Source organism: Pseudomonas sp. 6D_7.1_Bac1, from assembly GCF_025465945.1.
In the GTDB taxonomy this organism is placed as follows: Bacteria; Pseudomonadota; Gammaproteobacteria; order Pseudomonadales; family Pseudomonadaceae; genus Aquipseudomonas.
Window position 1 is genome coordinate 1 of record NZ_JANLNW010000077.1, and the last position, 21,881, is coordinate 21,881.

The window sequence follows — 21,881 nt, forward strand, 5'->3', positions numbered from 1 at the left end:
AACGGGAATAAGGTGACTAATTGTTTGTTGATTGTTACACCGCTATCGCGAGCAAGCTCGCTCCCACAGGGTCACGCGGCGTCAGGGATTACTGGGCGGCTTTGATGGCCGATGCCAGTTGGGCGCTGGCCTTGGCCGGGTCTGCGCTCTTGTCGTTCATGAAGTTGGTCACTACATCGAAGATCGCGCCCTGTACCGCCAGGGACGTGGCCATGTTGTGCGCCATGCTCGGCTGCAGGCCGCCGGTCTTCTCGTCAGCCAGGAAGTCTTTGGCCGACGCCTGGGCGCAGGAGTCGAAGCCCAGGGTACTCATGTCATTGAGCATGTCGGTGCGAACCGGGATCGAACCTTTGTTGATGCTGAAGACCTTCTGGAAGTCTTTACCCAACGCGACCTTGGCCAGGTCTTGCTGAGCGGCGATATCGCCGGTGCGATCAGCCTTTAGCTTGAACACCGCCAGGGAGTCGATGTTGTAGGTGAAGGCTTTTTCAGTGCCCGGGAACGGCACGCACTGATAGTCCTTGCCCGCGACTTTCTTGGCTGCGGTCCACTCGCTTTTGGCCCAGTCACCCATCATCTGCATGCCCGCCTTGCCATTGATGACGTCAGCGGCAGCGATGTTCCAGTCACGGCCCGCGCGGTTGGGGTCCATGTAACCGGTGAGTTTTTTCAATTCGGTGAAGGACTTGACCATCTCAGGACCCGAGAGGGTTTTCTGGTCCAGATCGACCAGGGCTTTCTTGTAGCCCTCAGCGCCCATGACCGAGAGCACCACGTCTTCAAACACGGTGCTGTCCTGCCACGGCTGACCACCGTGGGCCAGGGCGATGAAGCCGGCAGCTTTCAGTTTGTCGCCAGCGGCATAGAATTCTTCGAGGGTGGTCGGGGCTTTTTCGATGCCGGCTTTCTTGAAGACTGCCGGGTTGATCCACAGCCAGTTGACCCGGTGGATGTTCACCGGCACAGCGACGTAATCGCCTTCGTATTTGACGGTGTCGGAGACTTTCTTCGACAGCAGGCCATCCCAGTTTTCAGCTTTGGAAACGCCTTTCAGGGCGTCTGTGCTGAGCAGGCCAGTGCTGCCCCACTCCTGGATATCCGGGCCTTTGATTTGCGCGACACCCGGTGGGTTACCTGCCACGGCGCGGCTCTTGAGCACGGTCATGGCCGTAGCGCCACCGCCGCCGGCAACCGCACCGTCCTTCCAGGTGAAGCCGTCTTTTTCGACTTGAGCCTTGAGGACATCGACCGCTGCTTTTTCACCACCCGAAGTCCACCAGTGCACGACTTCCACGGAGCCTTTGGAATCGGCGGCAAGCGCGCTGAGCGGAAATGCAGTCAGGGGAAACAGCGAGGCGAGAGAAATGACAGTGGCGAGGCGAGAAATCGCATTCATCTAGAAGTACCTTTCTTGTTGTTATGCATGCAAGTCTGGTGCTTGCGCTGCAAACGAGTTTAAACAGGGTCGTGCGCATCGCAGGTAACGAAGCGACGGCAAAATGTCACCGCATGGTTACATAAGTACCGAGATAGAGCGCTGAGGCCATGCTCGGCGCCAGTGGCAGGCGTGGAATCAACACCGCTTGCCAGGCGTGATAAAGGTCTGGCTTGCCGCCCCAGATCTGCGCGCTCGGGCAATTTTGCGGGTCGAGTTCGTGGTGCCAGCTGCCGTGGATTCGGTCGATCAGATAACTGTCACTGAACTCCCAAAAACGCCGATACCAGGTTTCGTACTGCGCCTCGCCGGTACGCTTGAGCAAGGCACTCGCGGCGGCACTGGCTTCACAGTGAACCCAGTGCAAACGCTGGCGCACGACCGGGCGATTGTCCCAATCGAGGGTGTAGACAATGCCCGGCGCGCCATCGACTTCCCACCCGTGAAGGCAGTTGTGGGTGAAGAGTTTTTGCGCGTCGGTCAGCAGCCAGTCGGGGGTCAATAGGCCGGCTTGCACGCACGCTGCTTCGAGGTGCAACAGCAGTCGTGACCATTCGAAACCATGGCCCGGCGTGGTGCCGTAAGGTCGGAAACCGTCGGCCGGATTGGCCTGGTTGTAGTCGCGCAAGGGTTGCCAGTCGCGATCGAAATGCTCGACCACCAAGTAGTCGTTGTCCGCCGCGTGCCGGTGAATCACTCGCTCGACGATCCGCAACGCGCGACTCAACCAACGGCTGTCCCGGGTAACATCGGCCAGCGCGAGAAAGGCTTCGGTGGCGTGCATGTTGCTGTTGGCGCCGCGATAGCGCTCCTCTTCGCTCCAGTCACGGTTGAAGGATTCGCGCATGGCGCCCTCCTCTTCGCTCCAGAAATGCTGCTCGATGATCGCAATGGCGTCGCTGAGCAAGGCGTCCGCACCGGGCCTTTGGGCAACCACCGCAGAACTGGCTGCGAGTGCCACGAAAGCATGCAAGTAGGCAGCCTTGCCGGTATCGCCGTCGTGGTGTTCGGGCGCTGCGAACCAGCCGCCGAATTCGGCGTCACGCAATGGACCACTGAGGGTTCTGATGCCGTGATCCACCAGCTCGGCAAACCCCGGCAGGCCTTGGATGTGGGCCATGGCGAAGCTGTGGGTCATGCGTGCAGTGTTCATGGTGTGTGCCTGGGCGCCGGCCGGCAATTGGCCGTGTTCGTCCAGATTGCCGAAGCCTTCGGGCAGTTTCGACGCCTTGGCGAATGCCAGCAGGCGCAGGCCCTCGTCGGCCAGCCATTGCTGGTGGGCAGGTGCGTTCAGCCAACTGCTGAAGGCAGGTTGGAAGGTGTTCATGAGGGAACCTGTTTTTGTTGTTATGACTGCGAGGGAGTCTAAACAACGTAGAGGAAGGCGCAGGTAACGAAGGGGGCTGGGTGTGTCACTGACTTGTGACATTTGCCTTGAGGAATGTGTTGAAGGGCTGACGCCATCGCGAGCAGGCTCGCTCCCACAGTGGTTTTGCGTCGTACATCAATCCAGTGTGAGAGCGAGCCTGCTCGCGATGAACGATAACGCGGTCTCTCTAATCAACACTGCGCGGCAACTGCAACGTCACCCGCAACCCGCCCTCCCGCAGGTTTTGCAGGCTGACTTCCCCACCATGGCTATGGGCGATGTTGCGCGCAATACCCAACCCCAACCCATAACCCTGCTGCTGGCCGGCCAAACGAAAATGCGGTTCGAACACTTGCTCCAGTCGCTGCTCAGGCACTCCCGGGCCTTCGTCGTCGACGTGCAGGATGAACGCAGCGTCATCGTCGTCGATGTGCAAATGGGCGTTCTGCCCATACTTGAGGGCGTTGTCGATCAGGTTGCCGATGCAGCGCTTGAGCGCCAGCGGCTTACCGGGATAGGGCGCCAGCGCCCGCCCCTGCTGGGTCACCCGGCCATTGCCATTGGGCGCCAGGTAAGGCTCGACCAGACAATCGAGCACATGGTTGAGGTCCACCGGTTCGATGTTTTCGTGGATGTCGGTGTCCTTGACGCATTGCAGCGCACCTTTGACCAGCAGCTCCAGTTCATCCAGATCACGGCCGAACTTGGCTTGTAGCTGTTCATCTTCCAGCAACTCAACCCGCAGTCGCAGGCGTGTGATGGGCGTGCGCAAGTCATGGGAAATTGCGCTGAACAACTGGCTGCGTTCAGTCAGGTAGCGGCTGATGCGCTCGCGCATGGCATTGAAGGCGCGACCCACTTCAACCACCTCACTGCCGCCACCTTCGGCCACCGGCTCCACTTCTGCGCCCAGCGACATGTCCCGCGCGGCCCGCGCCAGACGTTTGAGCGGCCGGCTCTGCCAGTGCACCAACAGGCCGATGAACAGCAACAGAAATCCACTGGTGAGCACGATGAACCAGACTTGCTGCGAAGGCAGGCCCTGTTCTTCAAGACTGGTGTACGGCTCGGGCAGCAGCGAGGCGATGTACAGCCATTCGCCTTGGGCCAGCTTGATTTGGGTGACCAGTACCGGCGGATTGACCGGTTCCAGGGTCAACGCATAATGCGCCCAGGAACGCGGCAACTCATCGAGCTTCAAGCCGCCATTGAAGATCCGCAGATCGTCCGGGCTGACGAATTGCACCGAGATGTCGGTGTCGGCACCCAACGATTGGCGCAACACCTCATCCACCGCAGCCAGTACCGCCTGCTTGCGCGGGGTCGCTGGCAACAGCTGCATTTCCAACGGCTTGTCGTTGAGGGTCACCACGAAACGGGTGCCGCCCATGCTGCGTAACTGGTCGAGAACCAATGGCCGGTACGCTACCGGCAAGGAACGAAAGTAACTGACACTGGCGGTCATCGAGTGGGCCAGGCTGCGGGCGGCGGTGACCAGTCCTTCCAGCTGCGTGGCACGCAATTGCGAGACCCAGATCACGCTCGACAACGTCTGGGCGAACAATACCGCCAGCAGGGTCAGCAGCAACATCCGCCCGAGCAGCGAACGCGGCACCGGCACTCGCCGTATCAGCCGAGTCAGGAACTCAGTGGCCATTGCTGGCGACCACATTGGCGGCCAGTTGATAGCCGCTGCCGCGTACGGTGCGGATCAGGCGTGGAGGTTTTTCGGTATCGCGCAGACGCTGACGCAAACGGCTGACAGCCATGTCGACAATGCGATCCAGCGGCATCAGGTCACGGCCACGAGTGGCATTGCCGATGGTGTCGCGGTCGAGGATCTGCTGCGGGTGGTCGAGGAAAAGTTTCAGCAGGGCGAAATCGGCGCCAGAGAGAATCACCTCTTCGCCGTCGGTGTGAAACAGTCGGTGACTGACCATGTCCAGACGCCATTCATCGAAAGCCAACACCTCACCGCCGGAACGCTCCTGACCGAACTGGGCACGGCGCAGCAAGGCTTTGATTCGCGCCTGCAATTCACGGGGGCTGAAGGGTTTGCCCAGGTAGTCGTCGGCACCGAGCTCCAGGCCAATGACCCGGTCGGCTTCGTCGGAACTGGCAGTGAGCATGATGATCGGCACCTGGGCCTGACGCGGGTGCTGGCGAATCCAGCGACACAGGCTGAAGCCGTCTTCGTCCGGCAGCATCACATCAAGGATCACCAGATCACTCGGCGCCTCGTTCAGTGCCTGGCGAAAACCGGCGCCGTCGGGCGTGGTTCGTACCTGGAACCCTGCGCGGCTGAGGTAGGTGTCCAGCAACTCGCGTATCTCTTGATCGTCATCGACCAACAAAATCGACTTGTTGACTGAGCTCACGGGGCGGCGTCCTTGTTGTTAGTGTTGGGGCGGATTATGCCTGATCGTTCATGGATCTATATTGCCTGTCAGGACCTCATCGCGAGCAGGCTCGCTCCCACAGGGTTAATTGAATACATTCAACCCTTGTGGGAGCGAGCCTGCTCGCGATGAAGGCGACGCGGTATCAAGCCTGCTCGAGCGCTACCCCCGCACCGGTCAAACCGGAATACGGTGCGGTCACCAGCCAGACGGGAATGCCATTGAAGTACTCGCTCATGCAGCCCTTGTCGGCAAAGCAACGGGCAAAACCGCTTTTGAGAAAGAAATCGGCAAACCGTGGAATCACTCCACCGACGATATAAACACCACCACGCCCGCCGGTAGTCAGCACGTTGTTACCGGCCACCCGACCCAACCAGCAGCAGAACTGCTCAAGCACTTCCAGAGCAATCGGGTCGCCTGCAAGGCCGGCAGCGGTGATGGCTTCCGGGGTATCGAGCACCGGCGTATGCCCGTCCACCGCACAGATCGCCCGATAGACCCGCGGCAACCCGCTGCCGCTCAGCGCTGTTTCAGCACTGACGTGACCGATCTCGTTGTAGATGTGCTGCCAGAGCTGGGTTTCGCGCGGACTGCTCAGCGGCAGGTCGACATGCCCGCCCTCCCCCGGCAATGCGGCCCAACGGCCTTCGCCAAGATCAAGCAAAGTACCGACACCGAGGCCGGTGCCGGGGCCGATCACCACGGCTGGGCGCAGGGGCTCCGGCGTGCCTTCGCAGACCACCCGATACTCGCCCGGTTGCAGGCGCGTCATGCCCAGTGCCATGGCCGAGAAATCGTTGACCAGCAACAGCTGATCGACCTGCAAGGTCTGACAAAAAGCCTTGCGACTCAGCCGCCAGTGGTTGTTGGTAAAGCGAAACTCGTCGCCGCTGACAGGGCCGGCCACCGACAGGCACACCGCACCTATCGAACCGGGCGCCAGACCGAGGCCGTTCAGGTAGACGCCGATGGCGTCTTCCGGGCAGGCATAGTCGGCTGTCGCCAGCACCTGGATCGACTCCAGTTGCTGGTCTTTCCACAACGCAAAACGCGCATTGGTTCCTCCAATGTCACCGACCAGCGCTAATTTCACTTAAGGGTCTCCAGGGCAGAGGTAAAGGCGCTGGCGCCCTGCTCTGCCGAGCTGAAGGCCATGCGCATGAAGCCAAACAACTCGCGACCACAGCCAATGCCGTTGTCCAGCAGGCCTTTGGCCGGTGTGCGAGCGGCAAATTCATCGGCGTCCACCATCAGTTGCAAGGTGCCTTTGACGCCATCGACGCGGATGATATCGCCCTCTTGCACGCGTGCCAAAGCGCCGCCGACGTAGGCTTCCGGACTGACGTGAATGGCCGCAGGGATTTTCCCCGACGCACCGGACATCCGCCCGTCAGTCACCAGCGCAACCTTGAAGCCACGGTCCTGCAGCACACCGAGGAACGGCGTCATCTTGTGCAGTTCCGGCATGCCGTTGGAGCGCGGCCCCTGGAAGCGCATCACCGCGACAAAATCCTTCTCCAGCAGGCCGGCCTTGAACGCATCGGCCAGGTCTTGCTGATCCTGGAAGACCATCGCTGGCGCTTCGACCACTTGATGTTCAGGCGCCACGGCCGAGACTTTCATCACCCCACGACCGAGGTTGCCTTCCATCACCCGCAAGCCGCCTTCTGGCGAGAACGCACGGGCGACCGGGCGCAGGATGTTTTCATCGAGGCTTTCAATCGGACCTTCACGCCATACCAGCTCACCGTTTTCCAGGAACGGCTCCTGGGTGTAGCGGCTCAGGCCATGGCCGGCCACGGTGTTGACGTCTTCGTGGAGCAGCCCGGCTTCCAGCAGTTCGCGGATCAGGAACGACATGCCGCCCGCGGCCTGGAAGTGGTTGATGTCAGCCTTGCCGTTCGGGTAGACGTGGGACAAGGTCGGCACCACCTCGGAGAGGTCGGCCATGTCTTGCCAGGTCAGTTGAATACCGGCCGCCATGGCGATGGCCGGCATGTGCAGGGTGTGGTTGGTCGAGCCGCCCGTGGCGTGCAGCGCCACGATCGAGTTGACCAGCGAACGCTCGTCGACGATTTCGCCGATGGGCATGAAGTTGCCGCTTTGCTTGGTCAGGCGGGTGATCTGGTGCGCGGCTTCGCGGGTCAGGGCATCGCGCAATGGCGTATTCGGGTTGACGAAGGATGCGCCCGGCAAGTGCAGGCCCATGACTTCCATCAGCAACTGGTTAGTGTTGGCGGTGCCGTAGAAGGTGCAGGTGCCGGGGCTGTGGTAGGACTTCATTTCCGACTCCAGCAGCTCTTCACGGCTGGCCTTGCCTTCAGCGTAACGCTGACGCACATCGGCTTTTTCCTTGTTGGAAATCCCCGACACCATCGGCCCGCCTGGAACGAAGATCGTCGGCAGATGACCAAAGCGCAACGCACCCATCATCAGGCCCGGCACGATCTTGTCGCAGATGCCGAGCATCATTGCCGCATCGAACATGTTGTGGGACAGCGCGACAGCGGTCGACATCGCGATCACTTCACGGCTGGCAATCCCCAGCTCCATGCCCGGCTCGCCCTGAGTCACACCATCACACATGGCCGGCACACCACCGGCGAACTGGCCGACCGAACCGATCTCGCGCAGTGCGTGTTTGATTTGTTCCGGGTAATGCTCGTACGGCTGATGCGCCGAGAGCATGTCGTTATATGACGAAACAATCGCCACGTTGGCGGCGTTCATCATCCGCAAGCTTTGCTTGTCTTCGGTGCCACACCCGGCCACGCCGTGGGCGAAGTTGGCGCATTGCAGCTTGCCGCGCATCGGGCCATCGCTGGCGGCGCCGCGAATCAATGCAAGGTAGGCCTCACGGGTAGCGCGGCTACGGGTGACAAGCCGTTCGGTGACCTCAAGTACGCGGGGATGCATGTGTAGAACTCCAGGCTAACGGATGTGGCGACCTGTTCGTGTCTATGCTGATCAAGAGGCGTCAACGCGTGCAGCGCTGACCGTTTTCTTGACCACTCGGACCAGTTGATTCAGGTCACTCGTTGTAGATAAAACAAAATATTGCCACTAAAAAGGCTTGTTTTCTATTTTTTTGCGAATAATCTTGTAATTCCAACAACAAAATGACGAAGGCGCCTTTTATATGACTCTACGAATTGCAATCAATGGTTTTGGCCGTATTGGCCGTAATGTCCTTCGCGCACTGTATACCCAAGGCTATCGTCAGGATTTGCAGATCGTCGCCATCAACGATTTGGGCGACAGTTCGATGAACGCCCACCTGCTCAAATACGACACCGTACACGGCACCTTCGATGCCGATGTGCAGCACGATCAGGAAAGCCTGACCGTCAACGGCGACCGGATTTCGGTCAGCGCCATTCGCAACCCGGCCGATTTGCCATGGGCTGCCGAGAAGGTTGACGTGGTGTTCGAATGCACCGGTCTGTTCACCGACCGCGCCAAAGCCGCCGCCCATATTAGCGCCGGCGCGCGCAAAGTGATTATCTCGGCACCGGCCAAAGGCGCCGATGCCACCGTGGTGTACGGGGTCAACCATGACATCCTGCGCCAATCGCACCAGATCATTTCCAACGCTTCGTGCACCACCAACTGTCTGGCCCCGGTGGCTCAGGTGTTGCACCGCGAGCTGGGCATCGAGAGCGGTCTGATGACCACCATCCACGCCTACACCAACGACCAGCACCTGACCGATGTCTACCACGTCGACCCGTACCGTGCGCGCTCGGCCACCCATAACATGATCCCGAGCAAGACCGGTGCCGCCGAAGCGGTAGGCCTGGTACTGCCGGAGCTGGCCGGAAAACTGACCGGCATGTCCGTGCGCGTGCCGGTGATCAACGTGTCGCTGGTGGACCTGACCGTGCAACTCAAGCGCGAAGCCAGCGCTGACGAGGTCAACGCACTGCTCAAAGAAGCCAGCCAGCACTCGAAGATCCTCGGCTACAACACCCTGCCGCTGGTCTCCAGCGACTTCAATCACAACCCGCTGTCGTCGATTTTCGATGCCAACCACACCAAATCCAGCGGCAAGCTGCTCAAAGTGCTGGCCTGGTACGACAACGAATGGGGTTTCTCCAACCGCATGCTCGATAACTGCCTCGCCCTGTGCAACGCCGAATAAGGCCGATTGCCCGTGGAGCAGCCACACGAGTACCGGATTCCCGGTTACCCGGCGTACCTGCCAGGTCGAAAATAATTCTCATACGTAGCGCTTGACCTTTCAGGCGGATGATAAGCATTATCATTCGCTTGAAATGGATCAGGTCCTACTGTGAGTCAATCGCGCTTCAACCATGTCTTCCTCGCTCAGCGCGTCTCGCTGCTGCGGACCCTGGAGCGGATGGTCAACAACCACAGCACCGCCGAGGACCTCTTGCAGGAAACCTACCTGCGGGTAGCTCGCGCGTTGAGTGAACGGGCCATCGATCACCTCGAACCTTTCGTGTTTCAAACCGCCCGCAACCTGGCGCTGGACCACTTGCGCGCACGGCGCATTCAGTCCCGCACGATGCTCGAAGACGTTCCGCTGGACGTCGTGCAAAGTGTCGCGGCGCCGCTCAGCAGTGCCGAGGACGCCGCCCATGCCGAACAGATGCTCGAACGCTTGAACATCAGCCTCAGCCAACTCACCCCGCGCCAACAACAGATTTTCATCCTCAGCCGCCTGCATGGGCACAGCTATCTGGAAATCGCCGAGCAGCTCGGCGTGTCCTTGAGCACCGTGCAAAAAGATCTGAAGCTGATTATGGCGATCTGCATCGGTGTCGTTGATCGCTTCTAGACGCAGTGGCTTGAAGCTTGCCGCTTGAAGCTTGAAACTGCTCTCCTGCAGCCACAGCCGAGGAACACCCGTGACGGACAGCCCACACTCCCACCCGCCAACCCCGGCGCGGGACTCAGCCAGCAGCAGCGCCATGGACCAGGCACTGGACTGGCTGATTGTGCTGGACAGTCCGAGCGAGCAACAAACCCGCGAATTCCACGCCTGGCTCGCCGCCGACCCACGCAACGCCGAGGCATTTGCCAAGGCCCAGGCAATCTGGGACGGTCCGCAGGTCGCACAATGCGCCCAGAATTTGAACGCCGCCAAACGCAAGGTCTCAGTACTTGGTCGCCTGCGCCCGCACTGGAAACCGCTGGCCACGGCAGCCGTGCTGATCCTCGGGTTGTTCAGTTTCAGCAACCTGCCGATGCGGATTCAGGCCGATCACCTGACCGTGGTCGGCGAGCGTCAGCGCGTGCAACTGAAGGACGGTTCAAAGGTCCTGCTGAACACTAATTCGGCGTTTTCCAGCACCATCAACGATCAGCAACGCGTGGCCCGACTGTATCAGGGCGAGGCCTATTTCGAAGTCGCGGCCAATCGCGGCCTGCCACTGGAAATCGATGCGGGCCCGGTCACGGCCAGCGTGCGCGACACCACCTTCGCCGTGCGTTATCTGGACGGCATAGCCCAGGTTCGCGTGCAGCGCGGCGATGTCGATTTGCGCTCCAACCGCAACGACGCCCGCGTGCGCCTGAGTGCGGGTGAGAGCATCCGCATCGGCCCCAATGGCTTCGATCAACCGACCAAACTCGACCCGACGACCGATCTGGCCTGGGTCCAGGGCCGGCTGGTGTTCGAAAACTGCCCATTGAGCCAGGTGCTTGCCGAACTGCGCCGCTATTACCCTGGCTGGATCATCAACAACAACGAGCAATTGGCCAACGTTGCAGTGACCGGCAATTACCGCCTCGACCAACCGTTGGACGTCGTCCGCTCGCTGGCGCACGTCACCTCGGCCAGGCTCCGGGAATTCCCGGCGCTGGTGATCCTGAATTAAGTTTTCAGAGCCTAAATGAGAATTATTTTTACTCGATAGCCATCCATCGTTCGTCTCGTTATAGCCAATGCAATTGATTCGCATCTTCGATGCGTATCTGCACCTATAAGATTCGTGCGACACGGAGCGCTATCGATGTCCTCTCGCCTTACCCGCCGGTCCTCTTCACCTTCCGCTCGCGTGCAGCACTGCACGCTGTCCTTGCTGACTGCCGCCATCCTGTTGGCTGGTACCCAAGCCGCGCCCGTGATGGCCGCCACCACCAGCCAACAGCCCAGCCGCAACATGGGCGATTACACGTTCGCCATCGCCCAGCAACCGCTGGTGTCGGCACTCAACGCCTTCACCGCCGTCACGGGTTGGCAAGTCGGCCTGCCGGCAGAGCTCGCTGAAGGCGTCGCCTCGCCGGGCGTGCACGGCGCGCTGACACCGGAAAAAGCCCTGGATCGCCTGTTGGTGGGGACCAACCTGAGCTATCGCAAACTGGGCAATAACAACATCGTGCTGGAAAAACGCAGTGTCGGCGGCACCCTCGCCCTGCAGCAGATGACCATCAGCGCCACCCGTCAGGAACAGAGCGTCGACAGCGTGCCGAGCACTGTGACCGTGCACACACGCGATGAACTGGACCGCAACAACGTCAACACCATCAAGGAACTGGTGCGCTATGAACCGGGTGTTTCGGTCGGTGGCACCGGCACCCGTGGCGGCATCAGCGGCTACAACATTCGCGGTATCGACGGTGACCGGATCCTGACTCAGGTCGACGGTGTCGAGGTTCCCAACGGTTTCTTCAACGGTCCGTATGCCAAGACCCAGCGCAATTACGTCGACCCGGAAATCATCAAGCGCGTGGAAATCCTCCGCGGCCCGGCTTCGGTGTTGTACGGCAGCAACGCCATCGGTGGTGCGGTCAGCTACTTCACCCTCGACCCGGACGACATCATCAAGCCCGGCAAAGACGTCGGCGCCCGCCTGAAAACCGGCTACAACTCCGCCGACGATAGCTGGTTGAAATCCGCCACCGTCGCCGGGCGTGCCGAGCAGTTCGACGGCCTGCTGCACTTCAGCCAGCGTGACGGTCATGAAACCGAATCCTACGGCAGCAACAACGGCACGGGTCTCAACCGCACCGCCGCCAACCCGGAAGACGTCCGCACCACCAACGTGCTGGCCAAACTGGGCTGGAACTACGCCGATGACGCGCGCTTGGGCCTGACCTACGAGAAGTACAAGGACAACCGCGACACCGACCAGCAAAGCGCCGTCGGTGGCCCGTTCAACAATGGCCAGCCAATGGGCATGTACCGCTCGCGCACTGGCAACGACACCGTCACCCGCGAACGCTTCGGCCTGGAAAACACTTTCGCCCTCGATAGCCTGCTGGTCGATCACCTCAAATGGAGCCTGAACTACCAGATCGCCAAGACCGATCAGAGCACCCTGGAAAACTACTTCCCGTTCAGCCGCAACGTGATGCGCAGTCGCGAAACCCTCTACGAAGAACAACAGTGGGTATTCGATGCCCAGCTGGACAAGGCCTTCAACATCGGTGCAACCGACCATTTGCTGACGTACGGCACCACCATCAAGCAAGAAAAAGTCACCGGTTCGCGCAGCGGCAGCGGCACCTGCCTGGCGGTTGGCCGTGGTTGCACAGCAATCGGCGCGATCAGTCCTGCTGACGTGTTGAAGAAATCCAGCGACTTCCCTGACCCGACCATCAACACCTACAGCCTGTTCGCCCAGGATCAGATCAGCTGGAACAAATGGACCTTCCTGCCGGGACTGCGCTACGACTACACCCAGCTCAAGCCGCACATCACTCAGGAATTCCTCAACACCGTGGCCGCCGACGGCAAAGGCACGGTCAGCGACGAGAACAAGACCTGGCATCGTGTGTCGCCCAAGTTCGGCCTGACCTATGCCCTGACCGACAACTACACCTGGTACGGTCAATACGCCGAAGGTTTCCGCACCCCGACCGCCAAGGCGTTGTACGGCCGCTTCCAGAACACCACCACCGGCTACAACGTGGCACCCAACCCGAACCTGGAACCGGAAAAAAGCCAGAGCTACGAGACGGGTCTGCGCGGCAACTTCGAGTCCGGACACTTCGATGTGGCGGTGTTCTATAACAAGTACCGCGACTTCATCAACGAAGATGCGGTCACCCCGGGTTACAACGAGCTGACGTTCCAGAGCAACAACATCAAGCACGCGACCATCAAGGGCGTCGAACTCAAAGGTCGCCTGAACCTCGACACCTTCGGCGCACCGCAAGGTCTCTACACCCAGGGTTCGGTGGCCTATGCCCACGGTCGCAACAACGACACCGGCGAGCCGCTCAATGCGGTCAACCCGCTGACCGGCGTGTTCGGCCTGGGTTACGACCAGGACAACTACGGGGCCTTGCTCAGCTGGACCCTGGTGCAGAAGAAAAACCTCGTCGACAGCACCAGCTTCAAGTCGCCAGATGGCGTCAGCAGCCAGTTCAAGACGCCGGGATATGGCGTTGTCGACCTGAGCGGTTTCTACAAGGTGACCGACGACGTCACCGTCAGCGCCGGCGTGTACAACCTGGCCGACAAGAAATACTGGCAGTGGGACAACGTGCGCGGTTACGACAGCGTTGGTGAAGCCGCCGTGCTCAGCCCGGCCAACCTCGACCGCCTGACCGAGCCTGGCCGCAACTTTGCGATCAACCTGATCTGGGACATCTGATTCATGAGACCTCACCGCGCTGTTGTCTTCAGGCGCAGTGAGGCCTTTTTACTGTGCCGCGTCTTCTGGTTCGTCTAGTTACAACGCGCCTTTCATTCTCAAGGACTTTTTCATGACCGCTGCCCAAACTTCCGAACGCCCGAGCCTGCGCTCGCAACGCCTGAACCAGATCACGAACGAGCCGCACACCAGGCTCGACGCGCTGGTGAAAGCTCACGCACCGTTCGAAACCCAAGCCAACTTCGCCCGCTTCGTGGTTGCCCAGTACCTGTTTCAGTCGGAGCTGGTATCGCTGTACAACGATGCCGAACTGATCGCCATCGTCCCGGACCTGCCGGAACGCTGCCGTGCCGAGGCAGCCAAGGCTGACCTGGCCGACCTGGAAACCGACGTCCCGGCCCCGGTGCCAGGTGCCGTGAACAACCCGAGCAAGGCGCAAGCCCTTGGCTGGATCTTCGTCTCCGAAGGGTCGAAACTCGGCGCTGCGTTCCTGATCAAGCGTGCCGTTGGCCTGGGCCTCAGCGAAACCTTTGGTGCTCGTCACTTGGGAGAACCTGCCGGTGGTCGCGCCGAAGGCTGGAAGCGCTTCGTCAAAACCCTCGACAGCCTCGAGTTCAGTGCCGAAGAAGAAGCGGCTGTCGAGAAAGGTGCGATTGATGCGTTCAACCGCTTCACCGTACTGCTGGAACAGGCTTACGCCACTGCCCCCGAACTCGCCTGACGGAACGCAATCCCCTGTGGGAGCGAGCTTGCTCGCGATAGCGATGGGTCAGTCAACACTGATGTTGAATGCACTACCGTCATCGCGAGCAGGCTCGCTCCCACACGGGACTGAGTATGTCAGCAACACTCCATCAAGCCGCCCAGTCATTTCCCAACCCATGCCCGCCCCTGCCTCCTCCAAATTCGCCCGCCTCCTCTTCGGCCTGCTCGCCTACGCCAGCCTGGCGCTGGGCCTGATCGCCATCGTCGTACCTGGCCTGCCGACCACCGAGTTCATCCTGCTGGCCGCCTGGGCCGCCACCAAAAGCTCGCCGCGCCTGAGTGCCTGGCTGGAAAACCATCGCCTGTTCGGGCCGATCCTGAGCAACTGGCGCAACGGCAAGATCATCGCCCGCCGGGCCAAGGTCAGCGCCACCGTCAGCATGCTGCTGTGCGCCGGCTTGATGCTGGTCATGCTCGACCACGGCTGGCCGATCTACCTGGCCATCGCCGGCATGAGCCTGGGCAATTTGTGGATCTGGTCGCGGCCCGAGTCCTTGCCACAGGTCTCCTGAACACCAGATCCCCTGTGGCCCCAATGCCGATCAGTTAAGCCGAATACTGAACCTGTGGCGAGGGAGCTTGCTCCCGCTGGACTGCGTAGCAGTCCCATTTTTAGGGCCGCTTCGCGCCCCAGCGGGAGCAAGCTCCCTCGCCACAGGGAAGCGTCCATCCTTAACTGACTGGCATTAGGGCTTGCCCCCTCGCCACAGTGACCGCCCGTCGGCTTTCCCTCATGCAAAACCCTCCCCACGCCGATGCCCACTGAATGGCGCTGAATGGATTTGGCGAATGGGTCGACACCGATCCTCTGCCAACAAGACATCCATTTGCGAGATCGCCCCATGTTCGACTCTCTTTCCATCCGCCTGAAAATCGTACTGTTGTCCGGACTGTGCCTGCTTGGCGTGGTCGGGCTGATCGTCGGTATGAACATCTACCAGACCCATCAGAACGATGCACTCGTCAGCAATTCCAGCACGAAGATGCTCACCGCCAGCGTCGAAAACCTGCTCCAGGCCAAGGCCGCCGAGCAAGCCGTTCGGGTACAGAAGACCTTCGGCGAAAGCCTGCTGGTGGTGACCGCCCTCGCCGACCAGATCGGCGATCTGCGAAAAATGGCCGGCAAGCGCTCGCTGGAAGCCGGGGCCCTGCGTGAAGAGCTGAACCAGAGCCTGAAAACCGCCTTCGAACGCAACACCAAGGTGCTCGGCATCTGGCTCGCGTATGAACCCAACGCCCTCGATGGCAAGGACAGCGAGTTCGCCAACGACGCCGTCCGGGTGTCCAACGAAACCGGGCGTTTCGCCAGTTACTGGAGCCGCGCCGCAGGTCCGGGGATCAACACGGTCATGGTCGAAGACGACATGACCAAAACCACCCTGAGCCTGAGCGGCACGCCGTACAACAGCTGGTACACCTGCCCTCGCGACAGCAAGCGCACCTGCCTGCTGGACCCGTACGCCGATACCGTCGCGGGCAAGGAAATGCTGATGACCACCATTTCCGTGCCACTGCTGGTGGACGGCAAAGCCATCGGCGTGGTCGGTATCGACATCGCCCTCGACGCCCTGCAAGCCGCCGCGATCGACTCGCAGCGTGAAGTGTTCAATGGCGCCGGGCACATGCTGATTGTTTCCGGCAGCGGCGTACTCGCCGGTTACAGCACCGATGCCAGCAAGGTCGGTAAAAGCATCGGCGACACCCTCGGTGTCGATGGCAAGGACATCCTGCAACTGCTCAGCGCCAACACCCCGAAGATCCTCAAGCAAGGCGACCTGATCCGCGCCGTTTACCCGGTCAGCCCGATTGCCGATTCCAAAGCCTGGGGCGTGGTGATCGACCTGCCGCAGCAAGTGCTGCTGGCCGACTCGGTGAAACTGCGAGCAGTACTGGATGACGCGCAAACCAGCGGCACCCTCAAAACCCTGTTGGTGGCGATTGGTGCCGGCGTGCTGGGGCTGTTGCTGATCTGGCTCACCGCCTCCGGCGTGACTCGCCCTATCAACAGCGTCGCCGAAATGCTCAAGGCGATTGCCAGCGGCGACGGCGACCTGACCCAGCGCCTGGACTACAGCAAGCAAGATGAACTGGGCGAACTGGTCAGCTGGTTCAACCGTTTCCTCGACAAGTTGCAACCGACTATCGCCCAGATCAAACAGAGCATCACCGACGCCCGTGGCACCGCCGACCAGTCTTCGGAAATTGCTCGCCAGACCAGCGAAGGCATGCAGGTACAGTTCCGCGAAATCGACCAGGTCGCTACCGCCTCCAACGAAATGAGCGCTACCGCCCACGACGTCGCCAACAGTGCGTCGAATGCCGCCAACGCCGCTAAAGGCGCCGACCAATCGGCCCGCGACGGGATGTTGATCATCGAGCGCAGCACCCGCGACATCAATCTGCTGGCCGAAGAAGTCAGTAAAGCCGTGACCGAAGTCGAAGCGCTGGCGGTTAACAGCGAGCAGATCGGCTCGGTGCTGGAAGTGATCCGCAGCATCGCCGAGCAGACCAACCTGCTGGCACTCAACGCCGCGATCGAAGCCGCCCGCGCCGGCGAAAGCGGTCGCGGGTTTGCGGTGGTCGCCGATGAAGTACGCAACCTGGCCAAACGTACCCAGGACTCGGTCGAAGAAATCCGTCTGGTAATCGAACGGATTCAAAGCGGTACTCGCGGCGTGGTCGCGACCATGCACTCAAGCCAGACCCAGGCCCACAACAACGCCGGGCAGATTCAACAAGCCGTGCAGGCTTTGGGAAAAATCAGCGATGCGGTCACGGTGATCAGCGACATGAACCTGCAAATCGCCAGCGCCGCTGAACAACAAAGTGCCGTGGCCGAAGAGGTCAACCGCAATGTCTCGGCGATCCGCAGCGTCACCGAAACCCTGACCGAACAGGCTACTGAATCGGCGCAGATCAGCAGCCAACTGAACTCGCTGGCCACGCACCAGATGAAATTGATGGATCAGTTCCGGGTGTAACCCGATACGAAATCCAGGTGGGAGCGAGCTTGCTCCCACAGGGGGATTTCATCCGGGCTGACGTTTTTGAACTATGCTCGGGCTCTCTTCCGGAGGGCCTTCGATGACTGATTTTCTGACGTCCTTTCAAGCCGCGCTCGGCTTGCCTGCTACCACGATTACCTTCACCTCTAACGGCGCGTTGTCCTCGGCGTTTGCCGTGACGGACCTCGCCAGCGCCAGCATCGCTGCAGCCGGCCAGGCCGCCAGCGAACTGCTGCTGCAACAGACTGGTCGCTTGCCGAGCCTTGAAGTCGACCGTCGTCTCGCCTCCTTCTGGTTCGCCACCTCGATCCGTCCGATAGGCTGGAGCGTGCCATCGCCGTGGGACCCCATCGCCGGTGACTACGCCACCAGCGACGGCTGGATTCGCCTGCACACCAACACCCCTCATCACCGCAGCGCCGCCGAACAGGTGCTGGGACATTGCTTTGATCGCAGTGCGATGGCCGCCAAGGTCGCTCAATGGGCCAAACGCGATCTGGAACACGCGGTGGTCGAGGCCGGCGGTTGCGCTGCCGAAATGCGCTCATGGCAACAATGGCAGTCCCACCCGCAAGGCGTGGCTGTCAACGCCGAGCCGCTGATTCATTTTTCCGCCAGCGACAGCGAGCACTCAAAAACCTGGCAAGGCTCGGTCGCGTTACCGCTGGCGGGCATCAAGGTACTGGACCTGACCCGCGTCCTCGCCGGCCCCGTTGCCAGCCGTTTTCTCGCGGGCCTCGGTGCCGACGTATTGCGCATCGATCCGCTGCAGTGGAACGAACCGGGCCTGATCCCGGAGGTCACCCTGGGCAAACGCTGCGCACGCCTGGACCTGCATAACAACGCCGACCGCGTGGTATTTGAAAACTTGCTCAAGGACGCGGACATCCTGCTTCACGGCTACCGCGCCGACGCTCTGGAGCGCCTGGGCTACGGCACCGCCGAACGGCAGACACTCGCCCCCGGCCTGATCGACATCAGCCTCAATGCGTACGGCTGGAGCGGCCCTTGGCAAAACCGCCGAGGCTTCGACAGTCTGGTGCAAATGAGCAGCGGTATCGCCGAGGCCGGGATGGGTTGGAAGCAGGCCGACGCACCGACGCCCCTGCCCGTTCAGGCGCTGGACCACGCCACCGGGTATTTGATGGCGGCCAGTGCGATCAAGGCGTTGACTGAGCGGTTGAGGACGGGACACGGCCGCTCGGCGCGACTGTCGCTGGCGCGCACGGCGAAGTTGCTGGTTGAACAGGGGCCGGGGACCGAGGAACCGTTACGCGCTGAAGAGGCCGGTGATCAGGGCCTGCTGATCGAACAAACGGTCTGGGGCCCGGCACATCGGTTGCAGGTGCCGTTGAAGATTACCGGGACGCCGTTGCAGTGGGCGATTGCGGCAGGGGAATTGGGTTCACATCGCGCACAGTGGTGGTGACTGTGAAATAGCTATCGCGAGCGGGCTCGCTCCCACATAGGTCTGATGTGGGCACACCCTTTGTGAACACCACACATCAAAGGTGGGAGCGAGCCTGCTCGCGATGACGACCGAACAGTCAACGCAACTATCGGATAAGTTTCAGTCCGAACGACTCAACGAGGTCCAAAGCAACTGCGCCGCATACGCCCGACACGGTCGCCAGGCCTCGGCACGCACCAACAATTCACGCGGCGTCACCGGCCCACCCTCAAGCGCGGCCAATGCGTTGATCAACCCCACGTCCCCTGAAGGAAACGCGTCCGGCTCGCGCAACTGACGCAAGGCGATGTACTGCGCCGTCCAGTCGCCAACGCCCCTTAACGCCAACAACCGCGCAACGCCGCCGTCCCGATTCGATTCAAACAACAAGGGATCATCAAGCAATGCCTGCGCGACACCAGACAACGTCCGCCCACGGCTTTTTGGCATTCCCAAGGTTGCCAGATCCGCTGCCGCCAACACCGCAGCGTCAGGAAACACATGAGTCAATCCAGACAACGGCGAAGACAACGGTTCGCCATACTGCGCCACCAGCTTGCCCGCCAGTTTGATCGCAGCACTGACCGTAATCTGCTGACCCAGCACCGCACGAATCGCCAGTTCCAGACCGTCCCACGCCCCCGGCACCCGCAGTCCGGGACGCTCGGCAATCAACCTTGCCATCAGCGGATCAACCGCCAGTTGCCGATGGATGCGCGGCAGGTCCGCGTCCAGATCGAACATCCGCCGCAACCGCGCAACGATCTCCGGCACGGCTGACGCCTCAGGAAAATACAACCTCACTTCAAGCGCATCACCGACCGCAGGCCTGATCGAAAATGTGCCGTGCACACCGTTCAGGCTGATGCTGCGCGAGTACACGCCATCGACCACGCACTCCAACCCGGCAATCGCCCGTGCCGACAAAAAGCCGAGCATCGCCGGCCAGTCATAGGGCGGGGGGTAGTCGAGCAACACCCTCACAGCGACATCCTTATCTCTCATCTCAAATCGACTGTTTGTCATGTTTTGAAACCATAACAAGTATTCATCCCATTAAATATGCAGCGTGCCATGACGTTAATCAGATAACGGTAAAAAAACTCTTATTTAGAACTTTCTCATCTATACCACAGAGGCAATTGGCCAGTTTTGTGGGTCATTCCCGATAAATAAGTTCTGTACTGAAAACAGACACCAAAAATTTGCACATTCTGAGAAACCAACTAGCTTCAAGTTCTCCGCAATAGGATTCATTCCTGTTTGATCTATACCGAGGCCTCTGGAACAGGCTTCTGCTGGCACGCACGCGCTATTTCGGAAGTATTCATAAGTCATTCATTAACAATGGAATGTGACCATGAACTGATCCAGATCAGCTGCTCTATCAGTTAGCAGATTTATCCTGTGGTCTCTCTTCTCCGGCAATGGAGTCATGCAATGTCTGAATCTCCCGGAAAACTACGACTCGGCGCCTTAGTCGCTCTGGTAGTAGGTTCAATGATTGGTGGCGGGATATTCTCTTTGCCGCAAAACATGGCCGCCAGTGCCGACGTCGGTGCGGTATTGATTGGCTGGGCCATCACCGCCGTGGGTATGCTGACCCTGGCTTTCGTCTTCCAGACCCTCGCCAACCGCAAGCCTGACCTCGATGGCGGTGTCTACGCCTACGCCAAGGCCGGTTTCGGCGACTACATGGGTTTCTCATCCGCCTGGGGTTACTGGATCAGCGCCTGGCTGGGTAACGTCGGCTACTTCGTTCTGCTGTTCAGCACCTTGGGCTACTTCTTCCCGATCTTCGGCGAAGGCAACACCGTGGCGGCAGTAATCGGTGCTTCCGTGCTGCTGTGGGCCGTGCATTTCCTGGTGCTGCGCGGGATCAAGGAAGCGGCGTTCATCAACCTGGTAACCACCGTCGCCAAGGTCGTGCCGCTGCTGCTGTTCGTGTTGATCGCCGTGTTCGCCTTTAAACTGGAGATCTTCACCGCCGACATCTGGGGCACGAAAAACACTTCCTTGGGCAGTGTGATGAACCAGGTGCGCAACATGATGCTGGTCACCGTCTGGGTGTTCATCGGCATCGAAGGCGCGAGCATCTTCTCGGCCCGCGCCGAAAAACGTTCGGACGTCGGTAAAGCCACCGTGATCGGCTTCATCACCGTGCTGCTGTTCCTGGTGCTGGTGAACGTGCTGTCGCTGGGCATCATGACTCAACCGGATTTGGCCAAACTGCAGAACCCGTCGATGGCCGCCGTGCTTGAGCATGTGGTCGGTCATTGGGGTGCGGTGCTGATCAGCGTCGGTCTGATCATTTCCCTGCTGGGTGCGCTGCTGTCGTGGGTGCTGCTGTGCGCGGAGATCATGTTCGCCGCCGCCAAGGACCACACCATGCCGGAGTTCTTGCGCAAGGAAAACGCCAACCACGTACCGGTCAACGCCTTGTGGCTGACCAACGCGATGGTCCAGGTGTTCCTGATCATTACCCTGTTCTCGGCCAGCACTTACCTGTCGCTGATCTACCTCGCCACCTCGATGATTCTGGTGCCTTACCTGTGGTCGGCGGCCTACGCCCTGCTGCTGGCGGTACGTGGCGAGAGCTACGAAAACGCCCTGGCCGAACGCAAGAAAGACCTGATCATCGGTGGCATCTCGCTGATCTACGCGATCTGGCTGCTGTACGCAGGCGGCATCAAATACCTGCTGCTGTCCGCCCTGCTCTATGCCCCCGGCGCGATCCTGTTCGCCAAGGCCAAGCGCGAGTTGGGCAAACCGGTTTTCACCAACGTCGAGAGGCTGATTTTCGCTGCAGTCGTCATTGGCGCCCTGGTGGCGGCCTATGGTCTCTACGACGGCTTCCTGACCCTGTAGCACCCGTTTGTAACACTCGA

Annotated in this window: 15 protein-coding genes and 2 pseudogenes; 10 read left to right on the forward strand and 7 right to left on the reverse strand. The window is 60.5% G+C overall.

Translation table 11 applies throughout. The features are described from left to right. Positions 1-88: 88 nt before the first annotated feature. The 6 genes from NTD87_RS23420 to edd form a co-directional block, all read right to left on the reverse strand. Positions 89-1,396: an ABC transporter substrate-binding protein gene (locus tag NTD87_RS23420; protein ID WP_262116574.1), complete on the reverse strand. Its 1,308-nt coding sequence runs from the start codon at positions 1,394-1,396 to the stop codon at positions 89-91. A 106-nt stretch (positions 1,397-1,502) separates the two neighbouring features. After that, the gene (locus tag NTD87_RS23425; protein WP_262116575.1) at positions 1,503-2,762 is read right to left on the reverse strand and encodes an AGE family epimerase/isomerase; all 1,260 of its coding nucleotides are present in this window, start codon (positions 2,760-2,762) and stop codon (positions 1,503-1,505) included. 229 nt (positions 2,763-2,991) lie between these two features. After that, positions 2,992-4,419: an ATP-binding protein gene (locus NTD87_RS23430; RefSeq protein WP_410017513.1), complete on the reverse strand. Its 1,428-nt coding sequence runs from the start codon at positions 4,417-4,419 to the stop codon at positions 2,992-2,994. 31 nt (positions 4,420-4,450) lie between these two features. Next, positions 4,451-5,182, reverse strand: a complete 732-nt coding sequence (locus NTD87_RS23435) for a response regulator (protein ID WP_262116577.1) — start codon at positions 5,180-5,182, stop codon at positions 4,451-4,453. A 166-nt stretch (positions 5,183-5,348) separates the two neighbouring features. Beyond that, a complete protein-coding gene (locus tag NTD87_RS23440) occupies positions 5,349-6,299 on the reverse strand; it encodes a glucokinase (protein ID WP_262116578.1) in 951 nt (316 codons plus the stop codon). Then, positions 6,296-8,122 (reverse strand): phosphogluconate dehydratase, encoded by a 1,827-nt coding sequence (gene edd / locus NTD87_RS23445; protein WP_262116579.1) that lies wholly within the window; start codon positions 8,120-8,122, stop codon positions 6,296-6,298. Before edd ends, NTD87_RS23440 begins: the two co-directional genes overlap by 4 nt. 223 nt (positions 8,123-8,345) lie before the next feature. Here edd and gap point away from each other — a divergent pair, with 223 nt between their 5' ends. The 9 genes and pseudogenes from gap to NTD87_RS23485 all read left to right on the forward strand — a co-directional run bounded on the left by gap (position 8,346) and on the right by NTD87_RS23485 (position 18,972). Then, positions 8,346-9,347: a type I glyceraldehyde-3-phosphate dehydrogenase gene (gene gap, locus NTD87_RS23450; RefSeq protein WP_262116580.1), complete on the forward strand. Its 1,002-nt coding sequence runs from the start codon at positions 8,346-8,348 to the stop codon at positions 9,345-9,347. A gap of 150 nt (positions 9,348-9,497) precedes the next feature. After that, positions 9,498-10,007, forward strand: coding sequence for an RNA polymerase sigma factor (locus NTD87_RS23455; RefSeq protein ID WP_262116581.1), 510 nt, complete (start codon positions 9,498-9,500; stop codon positions 10,005-10,007). Positions 10,008-10,077: 70 nt separating this feature from the next. Beyond that, on the forward strand, positions 10,078-11,049 hold the full coding sequence (locus tag NTD87_RS23460; RefSeq protein WP_262116582.1) for a FecR family protein: 972 nt from the start codon (positions 10,078-10,080) through the stop codon (positions 11,047-11,049). A gap of 135 nt (positions 11,050-11,184) precedes the next feature. Continuing rightward, positions 11,185-13,773: a TonB-dependent receptor gene (locus NTD87_RS23465; protein WP_262116583.1), complete on the forward strand. Its 2,589-nt coding sequence runs from the start codon at positions 11,185-11,187 to the stop codon at positions 13,771-13,773. Between the two features lie 112 nt (positions 13,774-13,885). Further along, positions 13,886-14,494, forward strand: a complete 609-nt coding sequence (locus NTD87_RS23470; RefSeq protein WP_262116584.1) for a biliverdin-producing heme oxygenase — start codon at positions 13,886-13,888, stop codon at positions 14,492-14,494. A gap of 160 nt (positions 14,495-14,654) precedes the next feature. Beyond that, a complete protein-coding gene (locus tag NTD87_RS23475; RefSeq protein ID WP_262116585.1) occupies positions 14,655-15,050 on the forward strand; it encodes a YbaN family protein in 396 nt (131 codons plus the stop codon). A 603-nt stretch (positions 15,051-15,653) separates the two neighbouring features. Continuing rightward, positions 15,654-16,613 (forward strand): annotated as a pseudogene (locus NTD87_RS28160) (chemotaxis protein); the annotation flags it as partial. A gap of 390 nt (positions 16,614-17,003) precedes the next feature. Beyond that, positions 17,004-17,519 (forward strand): annotated as a pseudogene (locus NTD87_RS28165) (methyl-accepting chemotaxis protein); the annotation flags it as partial. A 103-nt stretch (positions 17,520-17,622) separates the two neighbouring features. Beyond that, positions 17,623-18,972, forward strand: a complete 1,350-nt coding sequence (locus NTD87_RS23485; protein WP_262116587.1) for a CoA transferase — start codon at positions 17,623-17,625, stop codon at positions 18,970-18,972. Positions 18,973-19,113: 141 nt separating this feature from the next. Here NTD87_RS23485 and NTD87_RS23490 read toward each other — a convergent pair whose 3' ends face one another. Beyond that, complete coding sequence (locus tag NTD87_RS23490) at positions 19,114-19,977, reverse strand: DNA-3-methyladenine glycosylase family protein (RefSeq protein WP_262116588.1); 864 nt, start codon at positions 19,975-19,977, stop codon at positions 19,114-19,116. A gap of 456 nt (positions 19,978-20,433) precedes the next feature. Here NTD87_RS23490 and arcD point away from each other — a divergent pair, with 456 nt between their 5' ends. Further along, entirely contained in the window at positions 20,434-21,861 is a 1,428-nt protein-coding gene (gene arcD, locus NTD87_RS23495; protein ID WP_262116589.1) for an arginine-ornithine antiporter, read from the forward strand. Positions 21,862-21,881: the final 20 nt, after the last annotated feature.